17 protein-coding genes are annotated in these 20,297 nt (G+C 66.0%); 11 read left to right on the plus strand and 6 right to left on the minus strand.

Annotation, left to right across the window (positions count from 1 at the left end):
* Window positions 1-24 precede the first annotated feature (24 nt).
* The 11 genes from QRM89_RS01995 (at window position 25) to QRM89_RS02045 (ending at window position 12,319) form a co-directional block, all read left to right on the plus strand.
* Window positions 25-2,106 carry a phospholipase C, phosphocholine-specific gene (locus QRM89_RS01995; RefSeq protein ID WP_285447163.1) on the plus strand — a complete coding sequence of 694 codons (2,082 nt, stop codon included), beginning with the start codon at window positions 25-27 and terminating at the stop codon, window positions 2,104-2,106.
* Between the two features lie 171 nt (window positions 2,107-2,277).
* Window positions 2,278-2,922, plus strand: a complete 645-nt coding sequence (locus tag QRM89_RS02000; protein WP_042596243.1) for a histidine phosphatase family protein — start codon at window positions 2,278-2,280, stop codon at window positions 2,920-2,922.
* A 32-nt stretch (window positions 2,923-2,954) separates the two neighbouring features.
* Window positions 2,955-3,515, plus strand: coding sequence for a hypothetical protein (locus QRM89_RS02005; protein WP_285447164.1), 561 nt, complete (start codon window positions 2,955-2,957; stop codon window positions 3,513-3,515).
* Between the two features lie 39 nt (window positions 3,516-3,554).
* A complete protein-coding gene (locus QRM89_RS02010; protein WP_274348391.1) occupies window positions 3,555-4,103 on the plus strand; it encodes a hypothetical protein in 549 nt (182 codons plus the stop codon).
* A gap of 183 nt (window positions 4,104-4,286) precedes the next feature.
* Window positions 4,287-5,555 carry a bifunctional tetrahydrofolate synthase/dihydrofolate synthase gene (gene folC, locus QRM89_RS02015; protein WP_285447165.1) on the plus strand — a complete coding sequence of 423 codons (1,269 nt, stop codon included), beginning with the start codon at window positions 4,287-4,289 and terminating at the stop codon, window positions 5,553-5,555.
* Between the two features lie 67 nt (window positions 5,556-5,622).
* Window positions 5,623-6,690, plus strand: coding sequence for an SPOR domain-containing protein (locus QRM89_RS02020; protein ID WP_285447166.1), 1,068 nt, complete (start codon window positions 5,623-5,625; stop codon window positions 6,688-6,690).
* Window positions 6,691-6,781: 91 nt separating this feature from the next.
* A complete protein-coding gene (locus tag QRM89_RS02025; RefSeq protein ID WP_285447167.1) occupies window positions 6,782-7,528 on the plus strand; it encodes a CvpA family protein in 747 nt (248 codons plus the stop codon).
* Between the two features lie 30 nt (window positions 7,529-7,558).
* Window positions 7,559-9,025, plus strand: a complete 1,467-nt coding sequence (gene purF / locus QRM89_RS02030; RefSeq protein WP_011036167.1) for an amidophosphoribosyltransferase — start codon at window positions 7,559-7,561, stop codon at window positions 9,023-9,025.
* Between the two features lie 79 nt (window positions 9,026-9,104).
* Complete coding sequence (locus QRM89_RS02035) at window positions 9,105-9,905, plus strand: ferritin-like domain-containing protein (protein WP_285447168.1); 801 nt, start codon at window positions 9,105-9,107, stop codon at window positions 9,903-9,905.
* 608 nt (window positions 9,906-10,513) lie between these two features.
* Entirely contained in the window at window positions 10,514-11,767 is a 1,254-nt protein-coding gene (locus QRM89_RS02040) for a zinc-dependent metalloprotease (RefSeq protein WP_285447169.1), read from the plus strand.
* Window positions 11,768-11,890: 123 nt separating this feature from the next.
* On the plus strand, window positions 11,891-12,319 hold the full coding sequence (locus QRM89_RS02045) for a hypothetical protein (RefSeq protein WP_259173435.1): 429 nt from the start codon (window positions 11,891-11,893) through the stop codon (window positions 12,317-12,319).
* 99 nt (window positions 12,320-12,418) lie between these two features.
* Here QRM89_RS02045 and lpxH read toward each other — a convergent pair whose 3' ends face one another.
* The 6 genes from lpxH to phoR form a co-directional block, all read right to left on the minus strand.
* The gene (lpxH, locus tag QRM89_RS02050) at window positions 12,419-13,162 is read right to left on the minus strand and encodes a UDP-2,3-diacylglucosamine diphosphatase (protein WP_285447170.1); all 744 of its coding nucleotides are present in this window, start codon (window positions 13,160-13,162) and stop codon (window positions 12,419-12,421) included.
* A gap of 109 nt (window positions 13,163-13,271) precedes the next feature.
* Entirely contained in the window at window positions 13,272-13,820 is a 549-nt protein-coding gene (locus tag QRM89_RS02055) for a phosphatase PAP2 family protein (RefSeq protein WP_011036172.1), read from the minus strand.
* Window positions 13,801-14,937, minus strand: a complete 1,137-nt coding sequence (locus tag QRM89_RS02060) for a glycosyltransferase family 1 protein (protein WP_075286094.1) — start codon at window positions 14,935-14,937, stop codon at window positions 13,801-13,803. Before QRM89_RS02060 ends, QRM89_RS02055 begins: the two co-directional genes overlap by 20 nt.
* Window positions 14,938-15,143: 206 nt before the next feature.
* A complete protein-coding gene (ppx, locus tag QRM89_RS02065; RefSeq protein ID WP_172666277.1) occupies window positions 15,144-16,664 on the minus strand; it encodes an exopolyphosphatase in 1,521 nt (506 codons plus the stop codon).
* 63 nt (window positions 16,665-16,727) lie between these two features.
* Complete coding sequence (gene ppk1 / locus QRM89_RS02070; RefSeq protein WP_011036175.1) at window positions 16,728-18,830, minus strand: polyphosphate kinase 1; 2,103 nt, start codon at window positions 18,828-18,830, stop codon at window positions 16,728-16,730.
* Window positions 18,831-18,960: 130 nt separating this feature from the next.
* A complete protein-coding gene (gene phoR / locus QRM89_RS02075; protein ID WP_161960501.1) occupies window positions 18,961-20,289 on the minus strand; it encodes a phosphate regulon sensor histidine kinase PhoR in 1,329 nt (442 codons plus the stop codon).
* Window positions 20,290-20,297: the final 8 nt, after the last annotated feature.

Raw genomic sequence — 20,297 nt, forward strand, 5'->3', positions numbered from 1 at the left:
GTGTTTTCCAAAGGTTTTTCTTCCATGACGGCTTCCCCCTCGCGTCGCGACTTTCTCAAACGTGTGGCAGCACTGACGGCTGCCGGTGCGCTACCCGCCTCGATCGGACGCGCGCTCGCACTGCCGGCAAACGCACGCACCGGTACCTTGCGCGACATCGAACACGTGGTGATCCTGATGCAGGAAAACCGCTCCTTCGATCATTACTTCGGCACCATGCGCGGGGTGCGCGGCTTCGGCGACCCGCGTGCGCTGCAGTTGCGCGACGGCAACCCGGTGTGGAGCCAGGCCGCCAGCGACGGGCGACGTGTGTTGCCGTTCGCCTTCGATGCGCGCAACACCTGCGCGCCGCTGATCAAGAGCCTGGATCACTCCTGGAAAGCCGGCCATGGGCAAGACCCGTTGCGCTGGCAGGAATACGACGCCTGGGTGCCGTACAAGGGCGAGCTAACGATGGGTTATTTCCAGCGCAGCGATATCCCGTACTACCACGCGCTTGCCGACGCGTTCACCATTTGCGATGGTTATTTCTGCTCGCTGCACGGGCCCACCAATCCCAATCGCATGTACCTGTTCACCGGTACCAGCGGTTTGAGCGTGGGCAACACCGGTGCGCAGACCGTCACCAATGCCGACGATGGCAACTGGACCGCCGACATGGCGCGCGACAAACCCGGTTACGCCGCGATGCAATGGACCACCTACGCGCAGCGTCTGCAGGCGGCCGGTGTCGATTGGCGGGTGTATCAGGAGTACGACAACTTCGGCTGCAATTCGCTGGCGTACTTTGCGCACTATCGCGATCTGGATCGCAACGATGAGCGCTATCGACGCGCACGTGCGTGCGTCCCGGGGTCCACTGCCGACAATGCCGCCACCACGCAGGCCGATCATCTGGTCGCAGCCATCGCCGCCGATGTACAAGCCAACCGACTGCCGCAGGTGTCGTGGGTGATCCCGCCAACCGCCTATTGCGAACATCCCGAGGCACCGCCGGCATATGGCGAATCGCTGGTGGCGCGGCTGATCGATGCGCTCACCGCCAATCCCGAGGTGTGGTCCAAGACCGCGCTGATCATCAATTACGACGAGAACGACGGCTTCTTCGACCACGTGCCTGCGCCGCTGCCGGCACTGGATGCGCGCATGGGCCGCAGTAACGTGGACGCGCGCGGCGAAGTGCACGAGGGCGTTCCGGTGGGGCTGGGCATTCGCGTGCCGATGCTGGTGATCTCGCCCTGGACGCGCGGCGGCTGGGTCAACTCGCAGGTGTTCGATCACACCTCCGTGCTGCGTTTGCTCGAGCGCCGTTTCGGTGTGGCCGAGCCCAACATCAGCCCGTGGCGACGCGCGGTGAGTGGCGATCTCACCAGCGTGTTCGACTTCCGCCAGCCGGACCATTCCGCGCTGAGCGCGCTGCCAGCGATCGGCGACTACCGCGCACGCACGGCCGCGGTGCGCGACAAACCGCTGCCGGTGCCGCCAACCACTGCGCAGATGCCGCGGCAGGAACCGGGGCAGCGGCCCGCGCGCGCGCTGCCGTATGCGTTGCAGGTGCATGCGCGTGTCCACGATGACAACGGCGTGCAGTTGCAGTTCGTCAACACCGGTGCCGCCGCAGCTGCCTTCAACGTGTACACGTCCGCCGCGACAGGCGGCCCCTGGTATTACACCGTCTTGCCCGGCACTCAGCTGGACGACGTGCCGATGGGCGCGGTGCACGACGGCGCGTATGCATTGCACGTGCACGGCCCGAATGGATTCCTGCGTGAGTTCGCAGGGAATTTAGGTGCCGAGCAGCCGGCGTTGTCAGCGCCGTGGGTGCAGGCGCGTCAGGATGGCGAGCTGCTGGTGTTGGAGATCGGCAATGCCGGGCGCCAGCCGTGCACGTTGCAGGTGCGCGCGCTGGAGTACGCCGAGCCGACCACACAGCCGCTGCAGTTGGCCGCAGGGCAGCGCCACACCCTGCGCCTGGCATTGGCGGCGAGCGATCACTGGTATGACATTGTGGTGGAGCAGCGGGGCAGCGCGTTCCGCCGCCGGCTCGCCGGGCACCTGGAAACCGGCAAGCCCAGTCGCAGCGACCCGGCGCTCGGTCGCGCCTGAGCCAGCCGCGGGTGCTGGCTGGCCTGCGGGTGACATGCAACGCGCAGGACGGTGCGCCGACCAGTTCACCGTCTGGCTGATTCGCGGCCCGGGGAGGCGGCGAGGGCGGTATCATGCCGCTCCCGTCTGGCCGCAAGGCGAGCCGGCCCCTCCCCAAGGAATCTCTCGCGCATGCGCATCCTGCTTGCCCGTCACGGCGAGACGCCGTGGAACGCCGAAGGCCGTTACCAGGGCCAGATCGATATCCCGCTGTCACCGGTCGGCGAAGGGCAGGCCGCCGCGTTGGGCGCGCGTCTGCAGGCCTTGCAGATCACCCGCGCGGTGGCATCGCCACTCTCGCGTGCACAGGCCACCGCAACGTTGGCACTTGGCACTGCACGCGCAGGCTTGCTGCAGACCGATGCGGACCTGCAGGAAATCGCCCATGGCGAATGGGAAGGGTTGCTTGCAAGCGAAATCAATGACAAGGACCCGGCGCGCCTGCGCGCATGGCGCGAAGAACCCGACACCGTGCTGATGCCCGGCGGCGAATCGCTGCGTCAGGTGCTCGATCGCAGCTGGCGCGGTCTGGCGCGCGCCGCCGACGGCCTGGGTGCAGACGACACCTTGCTGGTGGTCGCGCACGATGCGGTCAACCGCGTGATCCTGTGCAAGATCCTCGGCCTGCCGCTGTCCAAGCTGTGGACCTTCCGCCAGGCCCCCACCACGCTCAACCTGCTCGAAGGCGACGACGTCGATCACCTGGAAGTGGTCCGCCTCAACGATTGCGCGCACCACACGCCGTTCTTTGGTGAAGCCAAGCATCGGGCGTTGTAAGGCCACGTGCAGCAAGGACGCTGGAAGAGGCCATGGCGCGTTCGACCGTAACACCGCCCCGGTGGCTAAAAGTGTTCCGTACGACGGCGCTCGCGGGAGTAGCCGGCCTGTTGGTGCTGGGGAGCTTCTCCGATTTCATCCCCGCACCCTTCATGTCCGGGCGGAACTGGATTGCGCCGATGTGGCTGCTGGGCGCGGCAATGACGGCGTTTATCCTCGTGCAGGGCTATCGCTTCGGGGGATGGAAGGTGGTCGTCGGCAAGCAGCTGATCAACACCGTGCTTGCCATCTGCCTGGCGCCGCCGTTGTTGGGGTTGCTGTGCTGGATTGTGCTGGCCAGAGGCGCGCCGTGGATCTATACGCGTATCGCGGGCGTGGATTTTGAAGAGATGCACCTCATGCAAACCGAGTACGTGCGCACTGCGCGGACTTGTAAATACCGGTTGAGCGGCGGCCCCCTCGAAGAGCGTTTCCCGAGCCATCTGTGCATCAGTGAGCAGCTGTATCGGCGTCATCCGGACCAGCAGGTTGCGATGCGGGTGCGTGGCCAGCGGTCGGTGCTGGGCATGCGCATCGCATCGGCCCTGCCGTAACTCGGCGCACGCGCCAACGTATCTCGTCAGGATGATCAAGTGACATCGAAACTGTTTGCATGGATGAAGATCGGAACGTTCTTCGCCGTGATGGGTCTGCTTGTCTTGGGCCTGTTTGCCGATTTCGTTCCTGCACAATTTTTGCAAGGACGCACTTTGAAATGGCCATGTTTAGCGGTTGGCATCGTGCTGACGGTGTGGCTGCGCAGGCACAACCGGCGTCTTGGTCGCCCAACGGACCTGGACGGACACGGGCGTATTTTCAGTGTCTTCATGTTCTTCGCAACACCGGTGATGCTGGGCTTTGTATCGTGGTTGTTGCTGGCAAAAACGGCACCCTGGTTGCTGACCTGGGCCATTGGCGGGTCATTCGAAGAAGCGTACGTGATGCAGACGGACCATCAATCGACTCGAAGCACCTGTGAATATCGGCTGCGGGGTGGGCCAATGGAACACGGGTTTCCAGATTACCTCTGCATCCAGGAAGACTTGTATCACCGCTATCCACAGCAGCAGGTCGCAGTGATATTGAAAGGGCAGCGCTCTCGATTAGGGACACACATTGTGGAAATCTACGGTCCGCAATGACGCGCCACTGTGTGGACGTCATGTTGGCCGGATAGGTGTCGTCCCAGGTTCAGCGCGTTGCCACCTGCTCACGTATGGCAGACAGCAAGCGTCCGCGGGTCAAAGATGAAAAGCTGCTGCTGGTAGTCCAGGGCTCGGGCAACCGCGATAATGCGCGCTGCCCGCAAGACCTCAGGTAGCACAGTGACCACCCCCAATACACTCTCCGACTGGCTCGCCTACATCGAGCAGCAGCATCCGCAGAACATCGCCATGGGCCTGGAGCGCGTGCGCGAAGTTGCTGCGCGGTTGCAGATCGAAGCGCCGGCTACGCACGTGATCGTGGTCGGCGGGACCAATGGCAAGGGTTCCACGGTGGCCTTCATCGAAGCGATCGGGCGTGCAGCCGGCTGGAAGGTGGGCGCCTACACTTCGCCGCATCTGCTGCGCTACAACGAGCGCGTGCGTATCGACGGTGTCGAGGCGAGCGATGCGCAATTGGTGGCCGCGTTCGTTGCGGTGGAGGCGGCGCGCGGCGACACCGCGTTGACCTATTTCGAATTCGGCACGCTGGCCGCGCTGTGGCTGTTGCAGCGGTCCGAGTTGGAGTTAGCGGTGCTGGAAATCGGCCTGGGCGGGCGTCTGGATGCGGTCAACATCATCGACGCCGATGTGGCGGTGATCACCACCGTGGACATCGACCATACCGATTGGCTGGGCGAGGACCGCGAGGCGATCGGTGCGGAGAAGGCCGGCATCATCCGCGGCTGGAAGCCGGTGGTGCTGGGTGAGATCGACCCGCCATCCAGTGTGTTGCGGCGCGCCTACCAATTGGGCGCCAACGCCATCCGCGCCGGCAGCGATTATTTCCATGAGCCTATCGATGCGCAGCACTGGCGTTGGCGTGATGTTGCGCAGACCCTGGAGCTGCCGATGCCAGCCTTGCAGGCGCCGGTGCAGCTGGCCAATGCAGCGGCGGCGATCGCCGCATTGCAGGCGTTGCCGGTCGAGGTGCCTGCAATCGCCTGGGCGCAGGGTGTGGCCGCCGCGCAGCTGCCTGGCCGCCTGCAGCGGGTCGCGCGCGATGGGGTGGAGCTGATGCTGGATGTCGGCCACAACCCGCAGGCCGCGCGTGCCCTGGCCCAGGCGCTGGGCACCGCCACGCCAGCCGGCACCACCGTGGCGCTGTATGCGGCGCTGGCGGACAAGGATGTGCATGGTGTAGTCGAGGCGCTGGCCAGATGTGTAGACCAATGGGCGCTGGCCGGGCTGGAGGGCGCGCGTGGACAGTCGGCCGAGGCCTTGCGCGCCCGCCTGCAGGGCACCGCCGCCGCACAGGCGGCCTGTCATGGCGATGTGGCCGGTGCGCTGCATGCGGTGCTGGCGGGGGCGCAGCCAGGCGACCGCGTGCTGGTGTTCGGCTCCTTCCACACCGTGGCCGATGCGTTGCAGGCACTTCATTCAGGCCATTGAGGTCGGTTGCCGGGCGCCGGCCTTATAATCGCCGCGGCACCCCGCCACGCCGCCTCTTGTCTCTTCCGTGGATACTGTTCTGAAACAGCGACTGATTGGCGCCATCGTTCTGGTGGCGCTCGCCGTGATCTTCCTGCCGATGCTGGTCAAGGGCCCTGCGCCCTCCAGTGGCGTGGCCGATGTTCCGCTCGACGCGCCTGCCGCACCCGGCAATGGCGAGTTTGAAACCCGCGAATTGCCGCTGGTCACGCCCGGTGCCACGCCGGCCGGCGGCGCGCTCGGCATGCGCGGCGCTGCCACCGCACCGGTCGCAGTGCAGGACAACCCCGATGCGGCCGACCTGGCCGCCCCGTCGAGCACGCCGTCCGCACCCGAGGTGGCTGCCGGCAATTACGCGGTCAACTTCGGCGCCTACGCCAGCAGTGCCGACGCCGATGCGGTGATCGCGCGGCTCAAGCAGGCGCAGTTGCCCGGCTTCAGCGAAAAGACCCAGATCAATGGTCGCCCTGCCTGGCGCGTGCGGGTGGGCCCGTATGCCGAGCAGGCGCAGGCCGAAGCGGCCCGTCTGCAGGCGGTCAAGGTGCGCAGCGACGTCAACGCGCAGGTGGTGACGCTGGATGCCGGTGCCAATGCGCCTGCACCGGTGACCGCTCCCACCCCGAGCACCGCCGCGCCCAAGCCGGCCGGCAGCACCACCGCGGCGGCCACCACGGCACCGACCAAGACCGAGAGCCTGCCGCCGGAGCCGGCCAAGCCAGTGGCCGCAGTGCCCAAGCCGGCCGAGGCACCCAAGCCTGCGCCGGCCAAGCCGGAAGCGCCCAAGCCCGAACCCAGCAAGCCCGAGCCGGCCAAGCCGGTCGCGGCAGCGCCGACCGCGCCCGCCGCGCCGGCCGCCAGTGGGGTTGGGTTTGCGGTCCAGCTGGGCGCCTTTGGCCGTGCCGAAGACGCCAATGCGCTGCGCGACCGCGTGCGCGCCGCCGGATTCAGCGCGTTCGTGGAACAGGTGCGCACCGACAAGGGCGCGCTCAACCGCGTGCGCGTCGGGCCGGTGGCCAACCGTGGCGATGCCGAGCAATTGCGTGCCCAGGTGGCGGCCAAGGTCGGCATCTCCGGCATGGTGCGTCCACATCCTTGATTCTCGATAGCCTCACACCCATGGAGGGGAGGGCGATGATGACTGCATCCTGCCAGGCAAGCGGCGCGCACCCCGCGTCACGAGGTTGGCCATGATCGACATGGTGTTGGGCGTCATCATCCTGGTGTCGGCGCTGTTGGGCCTGCTGCGTGGATTTGTGGCGATCGTGGTCGGCACGCTGTCCTGGCTGCTGGCCGGCTGGGCCACGTTCCTGTTCGGCGGCCCGGCCGCGCGTTGGCTGGCCGATGGCAAATATCCCTCGGCCACCGAGTCGTTCGGTGGCTACGCCATGGTGTTCGTTGGCGTGCTGATCAGCGTGGCGGTAATCGGCATGGTGATCCGCGCCGGCGTGGACGCGGTCAAGCTCGGTGGGACCGACCGCATGCTCGGGTTCGGTCTGGGCGTGGTGCGCGGGGCCTTCCTGGCTTGCGTGCTGGTGCTGCTGATGGGCTTCACGCCGCTGCCGCGCGAACCGGCCTGGCGGCAATCGGTCCTGCTGCCGGTGCTGTCGCCGGGCGCTGGCTGGATGCGCGCGCAACTGCCGGCCTGGCGGATGCCCTCGATGGACCTTCCATCGATGGAACTCGGCAACGTATCAGCGGAGTTGGGGAAGTTGCCTTCGGCAGGCGATAATACGGACCTGGGCAAGGCGCTCTCCGGGTCTGGCCTGAGCGACACGATCAACAAGGCGCTCGGCAAACCCGGCAAAGCTGCCAGCGACGGACGCGATCCGACGCAGGCGATGCCGGCCAATATCGATCCGGCGCAGGTTCGCGGCGGAGAAAGCGACCCGGCTCGGGTCGAGTCCCAAGGCCAGGCACGGCCACCTTCACAGTAACGGCGCAAGCCGAAGCGGAGAACGCGCACCATGTGTGGCATCGTCGGTATTGTCGGCAACCAGAACGTCGCCGGGCAGCTCTATGACGGCCTGACCGTCCTGCAGCATCGAGGGCAGGATGCCGCAGGCATCGCCACGGCCGATGGCACGCGGTTGCGCGTGCAAAAAGCCAACGGCCTGGTCCGCGACGTCTTCGACGAAAAGAAGATGGCGGTGCTGGAAGGCCGCGTCGGCATCGCGCATTGCCGCTACCCGACCGCCGGTTCGGAAGGCATGGACGAAGCGCAACCGTTCTACGTCAATTCGCCGTATGGCATCGCGCTGGCGCACAACGGCAATCTGATCAACACCGAGGCCTTGCGCCAGCAGGTGTTCGAGGCCGACCGCCGCAACATCAACACCGATTCGGACAGCGAAGTGCTGTTGAACGTGTTCGCCTACGAGCTGGACGCGCAACGCATGCTTACCCCCGAAGCGGCGATCCGCGCGGTGGCCGGCGTGCACCGCCGCTGCAAGGGTGGCTACGCGGTGGTCAGCGTGGTGCTGGGCCTGGGCCTGGTGGCATTCCGCGATCCGCACGGCATCCGCCCGCTGGTCCTGGGCAAGCGCGAACACGCCGAAGGCACCGAGTACATCGTGTCGTCCGAATCGGCGGCCTTGGACATCCTCGGCTACCAGCGCGTGCGCGACGTGCGCCCGGGCGAGGCGCTGGTGATCACTGCGCGTGGCGAGCTGTTCTCCGAAATCTGCGCCGCGCCCACCGACCATGCGCCGTGCATCTTCGAGTACGTGTATTTCGCGCGTCCCGATTCGATGATCGACAACATCTCGGTGCACAAGGCGCGCATGCGCATGGGCCTGAAACTGGGCGAGAAGATCCTGCGCCTGCGCCCGGACCATGACATCGACACCATCATTCCGATCCCGGATACCTCGCGCGACGTGGCGCTGGAGATGTCCAACGTGCTCGGTGTGAAGTACCGCGAAGGCTTCGTCAAAAACCGTTATGTGGGCCGCACCTTCATCATGCCGGGGCAGGGCGAACGGCAGAAATCGGTACGCCGCAAGCTCAACCCGATCCATCTGGAATTCCGCAACCGCGTGGTGCTGCTGGTCGACGATTCGATCGTGCGCGGCACCACCAGCCGGCAGATCGTGCAGATGGCGCGCGACGCCGGTGCGCGCAAGGTGTATCTGGCCTCGGCCGCGCCGCCGGTGCGTTACCCGAACATCTACGGCATCGACATGCCGGCCGCCGAAGAACTGATTGCGCATGGCCGCAGCGAGCAGGAAATCCAGGAATTCCTGGGCTGCGACTGGCTGATCTACCAGGATCTGGAAGACCTGGAAGTGGCGGTGCGCGAAGGCAATCCCGACATCAAGCAGTTCGATTCGTCGTGCTTCAACGGCGAGTACATCACCGGTATCGAGCCAGGGTATTTCGAGCGCATCCAGCAGCTGCGTTCGGACGATGCCAAGAAGCGCCGGCGCGCCTGATCACTCAGGGCTCTGTGACGCGGCAGTGTGAGTGCGCGCGCCGCAGCCAGTGCAAGGTTGCGCGCCGCAGGGAGTGACGATGGATCTGTTGCAAGCCGCGCACGCCTGCCTGCAGGCGTGTGATCCGGTCGAAAAGGTCGCGCTGACCCAGCAATACGCCGCAGCGTTTCGCGCGGGCAGCTTGCCGCTGCCGGCCCAGGCCGATGCGCCTGAACCCATTCGTATGCCGGGCCGCCCGCCGCGCCCGTTGCTGGTCCATCCGCGCGAGTTGCCGCGGCGCGGCCTGGGCACGCCGGAGGGGCGCGCGGCCTTTATCCATGCCATCGCCCACATCGAGCTCAACGCCATCGATCTGGCCTGGGATGCGGTGTACCGGTTCCGTGGTGTGCCGGACGGGTTCTATGCCGATTGGGTGGCGGTGGCCGATGACGAGTCACGTCATTTCATGTTGCTGCGCGAGCGGTTGCACGCGCACGGCCACGACTACGGCGACTTTACCGCGCACAACGGGCTGTGGGAGATGTGCGAGAAAACCGCGCACGACGGCCTGGCACGCATGGCGTTGGTGCCGCGGGTGCTGGAAGCGCGCGGGCTGGATGTCACGCCGGCCATGATCCACAAACTGCGCTCGCTGGGCGATACCGCCACTGCGCAGGTGCTGGAGATCATCCTGCGCGAAGAAGTGGCGCACGTCGCCGCGGGTTCGCGTTGGTATCGCTGGTATTGCGAGCAGGCCGGCATCGAGCCGCGCGCGCGCTTCAAGGAACTGTTGCGCGACTACGCCGGCGGCTACCTGCATGGCCCGTTCAATATCGAAGCGCGTCTGCTGGCAGGCTTCGATGAAGACGAATTGGCGAGCCTGGTGGAGCAGGCTGGCTGAGGCGGGCCGCGGTGGTTAGCGCGGAGCACTATCGGTTTGCATCCCTCCGCACGAGCCGACAAGGAGCGCGTTGCCGACGCTGCATGCCGTGCGCACAACGTAGCGAAGCATGCTGTCTGATTAGGATGCTTCGATGAGCGCTCTGTCGGTCGGCCAGCGTGTGTACGCCCAGGCAACACCATCCGACGGAGAGCGGGCTCTGTAGGCCAGCGTGCTCTTGGATCTCAAACAATCTGCTTTCGGTGCAGCGCGAGGGTAGTGCCGGTCACTACCTTCCTTCACGCGTAACGCAACATTGCTTGGACGTCCGCGTGCGTGAGCACTGCCAACCGAAAGCGAGGTCTCATCAGGCCCAAGCGCAGTCATCCGCCACCCTCGCGACGCCGGATTGAGACCCAGTGGAAGACATCGCCTACCACCGGAATGTGCACTCCGTCGCGCCACACCGGTGCTGGAATCGCATCCATTCAACGTCAAACATCACAGAACTGTAATTTTCTGTTGTAACAACTTGCATTCCATCCTAATCGGCGCGCCCTAATGGCGTCCCGGGGACAGGGGCCCGGTGTTTCACATCCCGTTGCTTCCATGTCTAGGAGAGAGAGACGATGAAGTCGAAGTCGATGTGCACCACGGTCGGTCTGATTGCCATGTGCCTGGCTGGCTCGGCGGCAGCAGCAGGCAAGCCGCTGTACCAGACCGGCCCGGCATTGAGCCGCAGCGCTGCAGCCACCGCAACGGCAGAACCCTCGTTACAGCGCGTACTGAGCTCGCCATCCACCGCAAACGCACAGGTGGTGCAGATCGATGCGGGCGCGGTGGCGCCGGCGGAAAAACTGCTCGAGCTGCAGCTAGATGGCCAGACCATCACCGCCACCCAGGCAAAGGTCGATGCGTTGGAAGGCGGCGACAGCATCTGGTACGGCAATCTCGGCCCGCGTGCCGGCACCCGTGCACGCACCTTGTCCGGCGTGGACCCGCTCAACTCGGCGATCCTGGTGCGGAGCGGCGACACCGTCACCGGCACCATCCGCTACGCCGGCAAGCTCTATCGTCTGCGGCCGCTTGCCGATGGCCGCCATGTGCTGGTGCAGGTGGACGAGCAGCGCATGCCGCAGGAGCATCCGGCCGAATACAGCCTGCTGCCCAAGTTCGACATGCCCAACGACGGCCGCGTGACCGCTGCGCAGGCTTCGTCCGGCAGCCCGGCCACCATCCGCGTGCTGGTGGTGGCGACCAACCAGGCGGTGACTGCGTACGGCGGCAACATGCAGTCGCTGGTGCAACTGGCGGTGGCCGAGGCCAACCAGGGCTACGTCAACAGCAATGTGGGAATTACCTTGCAGCTGGCGCGCTATGAAACCACCAGCTATGCGGAAACCGGTAACTTCACCACCGATCTGCAGCGCTTCCGCGTCACCAACGATGGTTACATGGATAGCATCCACACCAGCCGCAACACCTATACCGCCGATGTGGGCGTGATCGTGTTGAACAACAGCAGCTACTGCGGCCTGGCGTCGGGTATCGGCTCCACGGCGGCCACGGCGTTTGCATCGGTGTACTGGGACTGCGCCACCGGCTACTACAGTTTTGCGCATGAAATCGGCCACCTGCAGAGTGCACGTCACGATGCGGCCACCGACCCGAGCACCTCGCCGTTTGCGTATGGCCACGGCTACCGCTACGGCAACAGCTGGCGCACCATCATGGCCTACGCCTGTCCCAGCGGCTGCCCGCGCCTGAACTACTGGTCCAATCCCAACATCAGCTACAACGGCGTGCCCATGGGCACTGCCAGCACCGCGGACAACCAACGCGTGCTGGTCAACACCAAGGCCAACATCGCCGCGTTCCGCTGATCACTGCCCAGCCTGCCCGGCACCATGCGTGCCGGGCAGTGCCGCTATATCCGCGCACGCTGATCGCGCAGACTAGGCACACCGCCGGTGGTTGCCGGCCATGTGATGTCCAGCGGAGCGATCATGTCCAAGTCCCTGACCTGCAGCGTGTTGTGCCTGGCCGTGCTGGCGGTTGCCGGCTGTCGGCAGCAACCGGCCGAGCCTGCCGCATCCGCGGCTAAACCTGCAGTCACCACCCCCGCAGCTGCGGCCAGCGCGGGCAACGCAGCGGAAGAACGCGCGCTGCAACGCCTGCAGACACAACTGCAGCGCGACCGTTTTTATCCCGATGACTGCATCAGCATCATGACCGAGCAGGACGACCAAACATCTGCATCGGGTGCCTTTGAATTCGCCGTGCACGAACGCCACGGCGATGGCTGCCCGGGCGATCCGCAGACCAGTCCGGTGCGCGACCGCTTCCGCGTGCAGGCCGATGGCCGCCTGCTCTGGTACGACGTGGTCAACGGGGATTTTGTCGACTACGCCGAGCATCAGCGCAGCACGCAGTGATGCAGCGCCGATCAGCAGCGCAGACGTAGTGAAGCCCACTACACAGCGTGCAGGCACCGCCACCGCGCCATGCCTGCGCCGTCGAACGGACGCGCTAGATCACAGCGCCAGCTGTTCCAGCGCCAGGCCGTCGGCGTTCACGCGCAACACCGAGCCTTGTTCGTACCAATCGCCCAGCACCACGCGTGTGCAGGTGCGGCCACCGGCCTGCACGGTGTGGATGGCCGGGCGGTGGGTGTGGCCGTGGATGATGCGGTCCAGGCCGTAGCGCACGAAGGTGGCGTCTACCTCGGCCGGCGCCACGTCGGTGACGGTTTCGAACTGTGCCTGGTCGCCTTGCTTGAGTTCTGACTGGCGCGCCTGGCTCGCTGCGCGTGCCTGCTGTGCGAACGCCACGCGTGCGGCCAGCGGTTGCGACAGGAACTGTGCCTGGAAAGCCGGGTCGCGCGTTTGCGCGCGGAAGGCCTGGTAGGCGGTGTCGTCGGTGCACAGCAGGTCGCCGTGCATCAGTAGCGTCGGCTGCCCGTACAGATCGATGACGGTGGGGTCGGGCAGGATGCGAAAGCCGGCGCGTTGCGCGTAGGCGGCACCGACCAGGAAGTCGCGATTGCCGGGCATGAAGAACACCGGCACACCGGTGACGGCCACCGCGTGCAAGGCCTCGGCCACCGCATCCGCGGCGGTCGACGGGGTGTCGTCGCCGATCCACGCCTCGAACAGATCGCCAAGAATGTAGAGCGCGTCGCTGCCGGGTACCTGCGTGCGCAGGAAATCCAGGAACAGCTCGGTGATCGCCGGCCGGGCCGGGTCCAGATGCAGGTCGGAGATGAACAGGGTCGTCATCGCGCCATTGTACGGGAGCGTCCCGGATGCATCAGCGCCTCACGCATCGCTGGCTGCGGGTCTGACGATGCTTGCGCGGTGTGGTGTTCCCTGATCGGGAAGGCGCGCATCAGACGAACAAGGCGGGAACCGGCAACCACCACAACGAGAGACTGGCCAGCGCAATGCCAATCGCGGTGGCGGCGAGTACGTCACTGGGATAGTGCAGCCCCAGCACCACACGCGAGAGCGCCACGCCGGCAGAAAACGGCACCAGCAGCGGGGCCAGCCAGGGGTAATAGGCCAGCGCGACGATGCTGAAGGACACCGCGTGCAGGGTGTGCCCGGAGGGAAAGCTGAATTCATCCAGAGGCGCCACCCAGGCGCGGATGCGCACATCCGCCGCATACGGACGCGGCCGGCGCGTCCAGCGCTTGAGGGTCTTGTAGAGAGTCAGCGCCAGCACGCCGGTGGCGGCCATGTGCGCAGAAGCGCGCACGCCGTCCATTCCGTCCAGCAGCACCAGCAGGCCCATCAGGCTGTACCAGAACACCCCGTCGCCCAGCCGGCTGATCGCCGCGAAGCTGCGCCGCACCGGGTGCCGGCGGCACCAGTGGTTGGCCCGCCGGCACCAGCGCGCTTCGTGACCGTGCAGGAGTTCAAGCCGCGTCGACGACATACCGCCCCCGTGCCGCCGTGATCCCCAGCAGCAGTGCTTCGAAATCGGACACCACGTTGTCCGGGTGCAGTTTCTTCATCGCCTGCGCGGCGGCATGGCCCATGCGTTGGCGCACGTCGTCGTTTTCGGTCAGTGTCAGTGCGGCCTGCACGAATGCAGCGTCGTCCTCCACCGCGGCGCCGGTCTGGCCATTGCGCAGGTATTCGCGCGCCGCACCGTAATCGAAGGCCACCGTCGCCACGCCGCTGGCCATCGCTTCCAGGGTGACGTTGCCGAAGGTCTCGCTGCGGCTGGGAAACAGGAACAGATCGCCGCTGGCGAAGTGCCGCGCCAGCGCGTCGCCGCGCTGGATGCCGCAAAAGATGAAGTCCGGATTCTCGTGAGCGATCTTCTCGCGCGCCGGGCCATCGCCCACCCACACAAAGCGCGCCTTGGGGCGGAGCTGCTGCAGCTTGCGAAACGCGCGGATCGCCAGTGGCAGGTTTTTCTCGTTGGCAATCCGGCCTACGTAGATCGCCGCAAAGCCTTCGCCTTCGATCCCCCATTCGGCGCGCAACGCGGGGTCGCGGCGGGACGGATCGAACTGCAGGCTGTCCACCGCACGCGCCAGCAACTGCACCCGCTCGAAACCGCTGCCGCGCAGGAATTGCTGCAGTTCGCGGGTGGGAACCAGCGTGGCTTCGGCCTGGTTGTGGAAACGCCGCATCCAGCGCAGCGCGGTGCCTTGCAGCCAGGCCGCGCCGTAGTCGGGCAGGTATTCGTCGAAGCGGGTGTGGAAGCCGGTGGCGACCGGAATGCCAAGCCGTCGCGCCGCGCGCATGGCCGACCATCCCAACGGGCCTTCCGTGGCCACGTAGATCGCATCCGGTTGCGTGGTTGCCCAATGTCGGGTGAGCCGCCGGGTGGCCGGCAGCCCGAACTTCAGCCCCGGATAGCGTGGCAGCGACGCGCCACGCACCAGCACGGTGTCGGCCGGCGTGCTGTCTGCGGCTTGCCGCGGGCGCACCACATCGACCTGGTGGCCGCGCGCACGCAGACCGGTTTCCAGGCCATGCACGGTGAGCGCAACGCCGTTGACTTCGGGTGGATACGTTTCGGTAACGATCGCGTAGCGCATGGTCGTTCTCCCGTTTGATCTAGCTTCCGGGAACGCGATGGCAGCGGTATTGCGCGAAGAAGTCGCGGGGGTGACAGAGGCCGGGATTCGGCAGTGGGGATTGGAGATTCGCGCAAACACACCGACGTCGAGCAGAGTGTTCGGACGCCACCTAGTCGATCAGAGCAGGTAGCGAATCCCGAATCCCCCAATCCCTAATCCCGGCTTCAAGTAACAAACGGCCGGAACATGATGCCCAAACCCGCCATCCCTTCCACTTCGCCAATCAGGTCGGCGCGCAGCAACGGGCGCGAATCGATCCAGGCCTGCGACAGGATCAGCGACAGCCGGTTGTCGTCGGCAGTGAGTTCCAGGGTCGGGATCGGATCGGTTTCATGGGCGCGGTGCAGCAGCACGGCCAACCGCAGCAGCGCGGCCTTGCGCCGGGTTGGCAGCAGCAAGCGGTCGGGCAATGCGTCGAAGGCGGTCTTGGGCACATTGCGGCGATGCGTGCGCACCAGCGCGGCCAGCACCTGCTGTTCCTGCCGCGAGAACCCGGCGATATCCGAGTGTTCCAGGATGTAGCTGCCGTGCACGTGGTACTGGCTGTGCGCGATCATCAGGCCCAGCTCGTGCAGGCGTGCGGCACGGCGCAGCACTTGCGCGTCGTCGCCATCGAGCTGCCAGGATTCGCAGACCTGGTCGAACAGGCGGCACGCGGTGGCTTCCACGCGCCGTGCCTGCGCCTCGTCGATGCCGTAGCGCTGCACCAACGACGCCACCGAACTGTCGCGCGGGTCGTTCTCGCCGCCGCGGCCGAGCATGTCGTACAGGATGCCTTCGCGCATCGCCGCCTTGCTGACCATCAGCTTCTCCAAGCCCAGCGCCTGGAAGGCCGCTTCGAGCACCAGAATGCCGCCGGCGATGATCGGCCGCCGCTCGGCCGCCAGGCCGGGCAACTGTATATCTTCGATGCGCTTGGCCTTGAGCAGCTCATCGCGCAGCGCCGGCAGCGCCTCGGCGGTGATCGCGCCCTTGGTCAGCTTCATCGCCGCGCACATCTCGCCGATGGCCTTGTGCGTACCGGACGAGCCAATCGCTTCATGCCAGCCCAGCGCCTTGTATTGGCCGGCGAACTGCTGAAACTCGGCGCCGATCTCGGTCAGCGCATCTTTCCATTTTTTCTTGGAGAGCTTGCCGCCGGGAAAGAACCGCCGCGTACTGGCAATACAGCCGGCCTGCAGGCTTTCGCGTTCCAGCGTCTGGAAGCCGCGGCCGATGATGAACTCCGTGGAGCCACCGCCGATGTCGATCACCAGCCGGCGTTGATCGGGCTTGGGTGGTTGCGCATGCGCCACGCCCAGATAGATCAGACGCGCTTCCTCGCGCCCGCTGACCACTTCGATGGCATGGCCAAGCGCGGTTTCGGCCGGCATCAGGAATGCCTGCGGCGAGCGCAGCTGGCGCACGGTGTTGGTGGCCAGCGCGCGCACGCGCAGCGAGGGCACTTCGCGGATACGTTGGCCGAAGCGTGCCAGGCACTCGAGCGCGCGCTGGCGCGCCTCGTTGGAAATGCCGCCCTTGCCATCCAGGCCGTCGGCCATGCGCACGGTTTCGCGCAGGCGGTCGACAACGCGCAACTGACCCATCAGGTAGCGCGCAATGACCATGTGGAAACTGTTGGATCCTAAGTCGATGGCGGCAAGAAAATCGCCATCGCGCAGGGGCGGGATCGTGGGGGAGGGCATTGGCATGGCCGCATGGTAGCCGATGGGCCGCCAGCCCCGTGAGAGGCGGCAGCCCGTCTGGCCTCAGACCCGATCGAGCAAGGTCATCTGGGCCGAATGCGCCGGCTCGCCAGGCCCGGGCGTGCGCTTGTGATAGATGCCTTCGGCATCCAGTTCCCACGCGTTGACGTTGTCGTCCAGGTAGTTCTGCAGCACTTCGCGGTACACGCGCTTGGCCAGGTCCGGATCCAGGATCGGGAAGCAGGTTTCCACCCGGCGCAGCAGATTGCGCTCCAGCCAGTCGGCGCTGGCGCAATACAACTCTGCCGCGCCGTCATTGCCGAACCAGTACACACGGCTATGTTCCAGAAAACGCCCCACGATCGAGCGCACGCGGATGTTGTCCGACACGCCCGGCACGCCCGGGCGCAAGGTGCAGGCGCCACGCACGATCAGGTCGATCTGCACGCCCGCCTGCGAGGCCGTATACAACGCGCGCACCACCTGCGGTTCGTTGAGTGCGTTCATCTTGGCGATGATGCGCCCGGGCCGGCCGTTGCGCGCCAGCCGCGTCTCGCGTTCGATCCGCTGCAGCACGCCGGTATGCAGGGTGAAGGGCGACTGCAGCAGTTGTTCCAGCTTCATGCGCGGCGCCAGGCCGGAGAGCTGCTGGAACAGCATGTGCACATCGTTGCCGATCTCCACATCGGCGGTGATCAGGCTCAGGTCGGTGTACAGGCGCGCGGTGCCGCTGTGGTAGTTGCCGGTGCCCAGATGCACGTAGCGTTTGAGCTTGCGTCCTTCGCGGCGCACGATCAGCAACATCTTGGCGTGGGTCTTGTAACCGACCACGCCGTAGACCACCTGCACGCCGGCTTCCTGCAACTTGTCGGCCAGGCCCAGATTGGCTTCTTCGTCGAAGCGCGCGCGCAGCTCCACCACCACGGTGACGTCCTTGCCGTTGCGCGCGGCCAGGATCAACGCATCGACAATCAGCGAATCCTTGCCGGTGCGGTACAGCGTCTGCTTGATCGCCAGCACGTTCGGGTCGACCGCCGCCTGGCGGATCACGTCCAGCACCGCAGTGAACGCATCGAAGGGGTGATGCAGCAGCACGTCGCCCTTGTTGACGATCTCGAAGATGCCCACGTTGTCGCGCAAGGTGCGCGGATTGAACGCCGGGTATTTTAGCTCGGGCCGTTGCACCAGGTCGTAGACCTGGGTCACGCGGCTCAGGTTCACTGGACCGGCAATCCGATACACCGCGTTTTCGTTGAGGCCGAAATTCTGCAGCAGGGTGCGCATGATCGCCGGCGGGCAATCGTGCGCAATCTCCAGCCGCACCGCGGGCCGGTAGCCGCGCGTGACCAGTTCGTCGCGCAACGCCAGCGCCAGGTTTTCCACTTCTTCTTCGTCCACCACCAGCTCGGAATTGCGGGTGACGCGGAACTGATAGGAGCCCTTGACCTGCATGCCGGGGAACAGTTCGTCCACGAACTCCGACAGCACCGAGGACAGGAACACGAAGCTCTGCTCGCCGTCCGGCGACAGGCTGGCCGGCAGCTGGATGATGCGCGGCAGCGAGCGCGGCGCGCGCACGATCGCCAGATGGCCGGCGCGCCCGAACGCGTCCTGGCCTTCGAGCACCACCACGATGTTCAAGGTCTTGTTGAGGATCTTCGGGAACGGATGTGCCGGGTCCAGGCCCAGCGGCGACAGCACCGGCATGATCTCGTTGCGGAAGTAGGCGCGCAGCCAGCGTTTCTGGCGCGAATTCCAGGTGGTGCGGCTCAGCACCGCAACCCCGGCCTGTTCCATCGCCGGGCGAAGCACGTCGTTCCACACGTGGTACTGCTGATCCACCAGTTTGGCGGCGCGGTCGTGCACCGCGTTGAGGATGGCGGTGGGGCTCATGCCATCGGGTGCGGGTGGCAGGCCGAATTCCTGCGCATGCCGCACGGTGGCCGCGCGGATCTCGAAGAACTCGTCCAGGTTGGTGCAGGAGATGCACAAAAAGCGCAGCCGCTCCAACAGCGGAACCTGTTCGTCCAGCGCCTGCGCCAGCACGCGGAAATTGAAATCCAGCTGCGACAGTTCCCGGTTGAGATACAGCGCCGGGTCACGCAGCGGATCGCTGCCGATGTCCTCGGAGGGGGCGGGGTCTTTGGAGTGCTTGGCGTGGCCCATGGAGTCGGTCTTCGAGGCGGTCATCAAGGTAAGGCGGGCGGCGGCGATGCGGTGCGCGCCATGCGCAACATGCGCTACACCCAGCTGCGTCGGTGCAGTGCGCAGCGCCGTGGCGCGCGCATCCTTCATATCACGCCGAGCGTGACAAGGGCAGGGACTGTTCGCGTTGCACAACACGTGCCGCACCGAAATGGCACGAGAATTCGCTGCCGCGTCCCACTTCGCTTTCGATATCCAGGCGCGCCTGATGCAGGCCCAGAATGTGTTTGACGATCGACAGACCCAGCCCGGTGCCGCCGCTCTCGCGCGAGCGGCTGCTGGACACACGATAGAAACGTTCGGTGATGCGCGGCAGGTGCGAGGCGGGAATGCCGTAGCCGGTGTCGCGCACTGCCAGTGCCGCGCCATCGCCCTCGCGCACGAAGCGAATCGTCACCATGCCACCGCCGGGCGTATAGCGCACCGCGTTGGTCACCAGATTGGAAAACGCGCTATGCAGTTCCTTATTGGAACCGAGCAGATCCACGCCGGCTTCGTCGAACACTTCCACGGTGTGGCGGCCCTGGCTGTGCGCTTCGGCTTCGCGGCGCAGCGTGGACAGCATCGGTGCCATCGCCACGTGTTCCTCGCCGAGTTCTTCCTGCGATTCCAGGCGCGATAGCGTCAACAGGTCTTCCACCAGCTGCGCCATGCGCTGCGATTGCTTGCGCATCTCCGCCAGCATCGGGCCCGAATCCGGAAAGTCTTCCGGGTCGAGCATGTCCAGATAGCCGTGCACCACGGTGAGCGGGGTGCGCAGTTCGTGCGAGACATTGGCCACGAAGTCGCGACGCACCTGTTCCAGCCGCAGCAGCTTGCTGACGTCGCGCGCCACCAGCAGCCAGTAGTCGTCCGAATACGGGATCAGCCGCAGGTTGAGGCGCAGGTCCGGGTCCACCGGCGAGGCGGCATCGAGCATCGGCTCGGCATTGCGTCCGGCCGCCAGCCAGTGGGCCAATGGCAACGGCTGTAAGCGCTCCACCACCGACACGCCCATATCGCCGGGATGATGCAGGCCGAGCAGGCCGGCCGCGGCCTTGTTGAACCACTGCACCCGCTGGCTGTTGCGGTCCACCACCACCACCGCATCGGGCAATGCCTGCGCGGCGGCGCGGTAGGTGCGCAACATGTCGATCAGACGGCGCTTGCGTGCGCGCATTTCGGCCTGGCTGCGATACAGCAGCCGGTCGAGTTCGTTCCAGGCGCCTACACCGGCGGCCGGTTCGGCACGCTGGCGGGCGGTCAGGCGGCGCAGCACCTGGCGCAACCGCCAGTAATGCCAGGCAAGCACGCCCAGCGCGGTAAGCGTCAGCGCCATCCAGACATGCCCGATCAGCACGCCGGCCAGCACGGCAGCGCCCAACAACAGCGCAAGGGTGCCGAGCGTCTTCAGCCAGGCGGAACGGATATGTTGGGGCATGGAAGGCG

This window comes from Xanthomonas sp. LMC-A-07, from assembly GCF_030208825.1.
In the GTDB taxonomy this organism is placed as follows: Bacteria; Pseudomonadota; Gammaproteobacteria; order Xanthomonadales; family Xanthomonadaceae; genus Xanthomonas; species Xanthomonas campestris.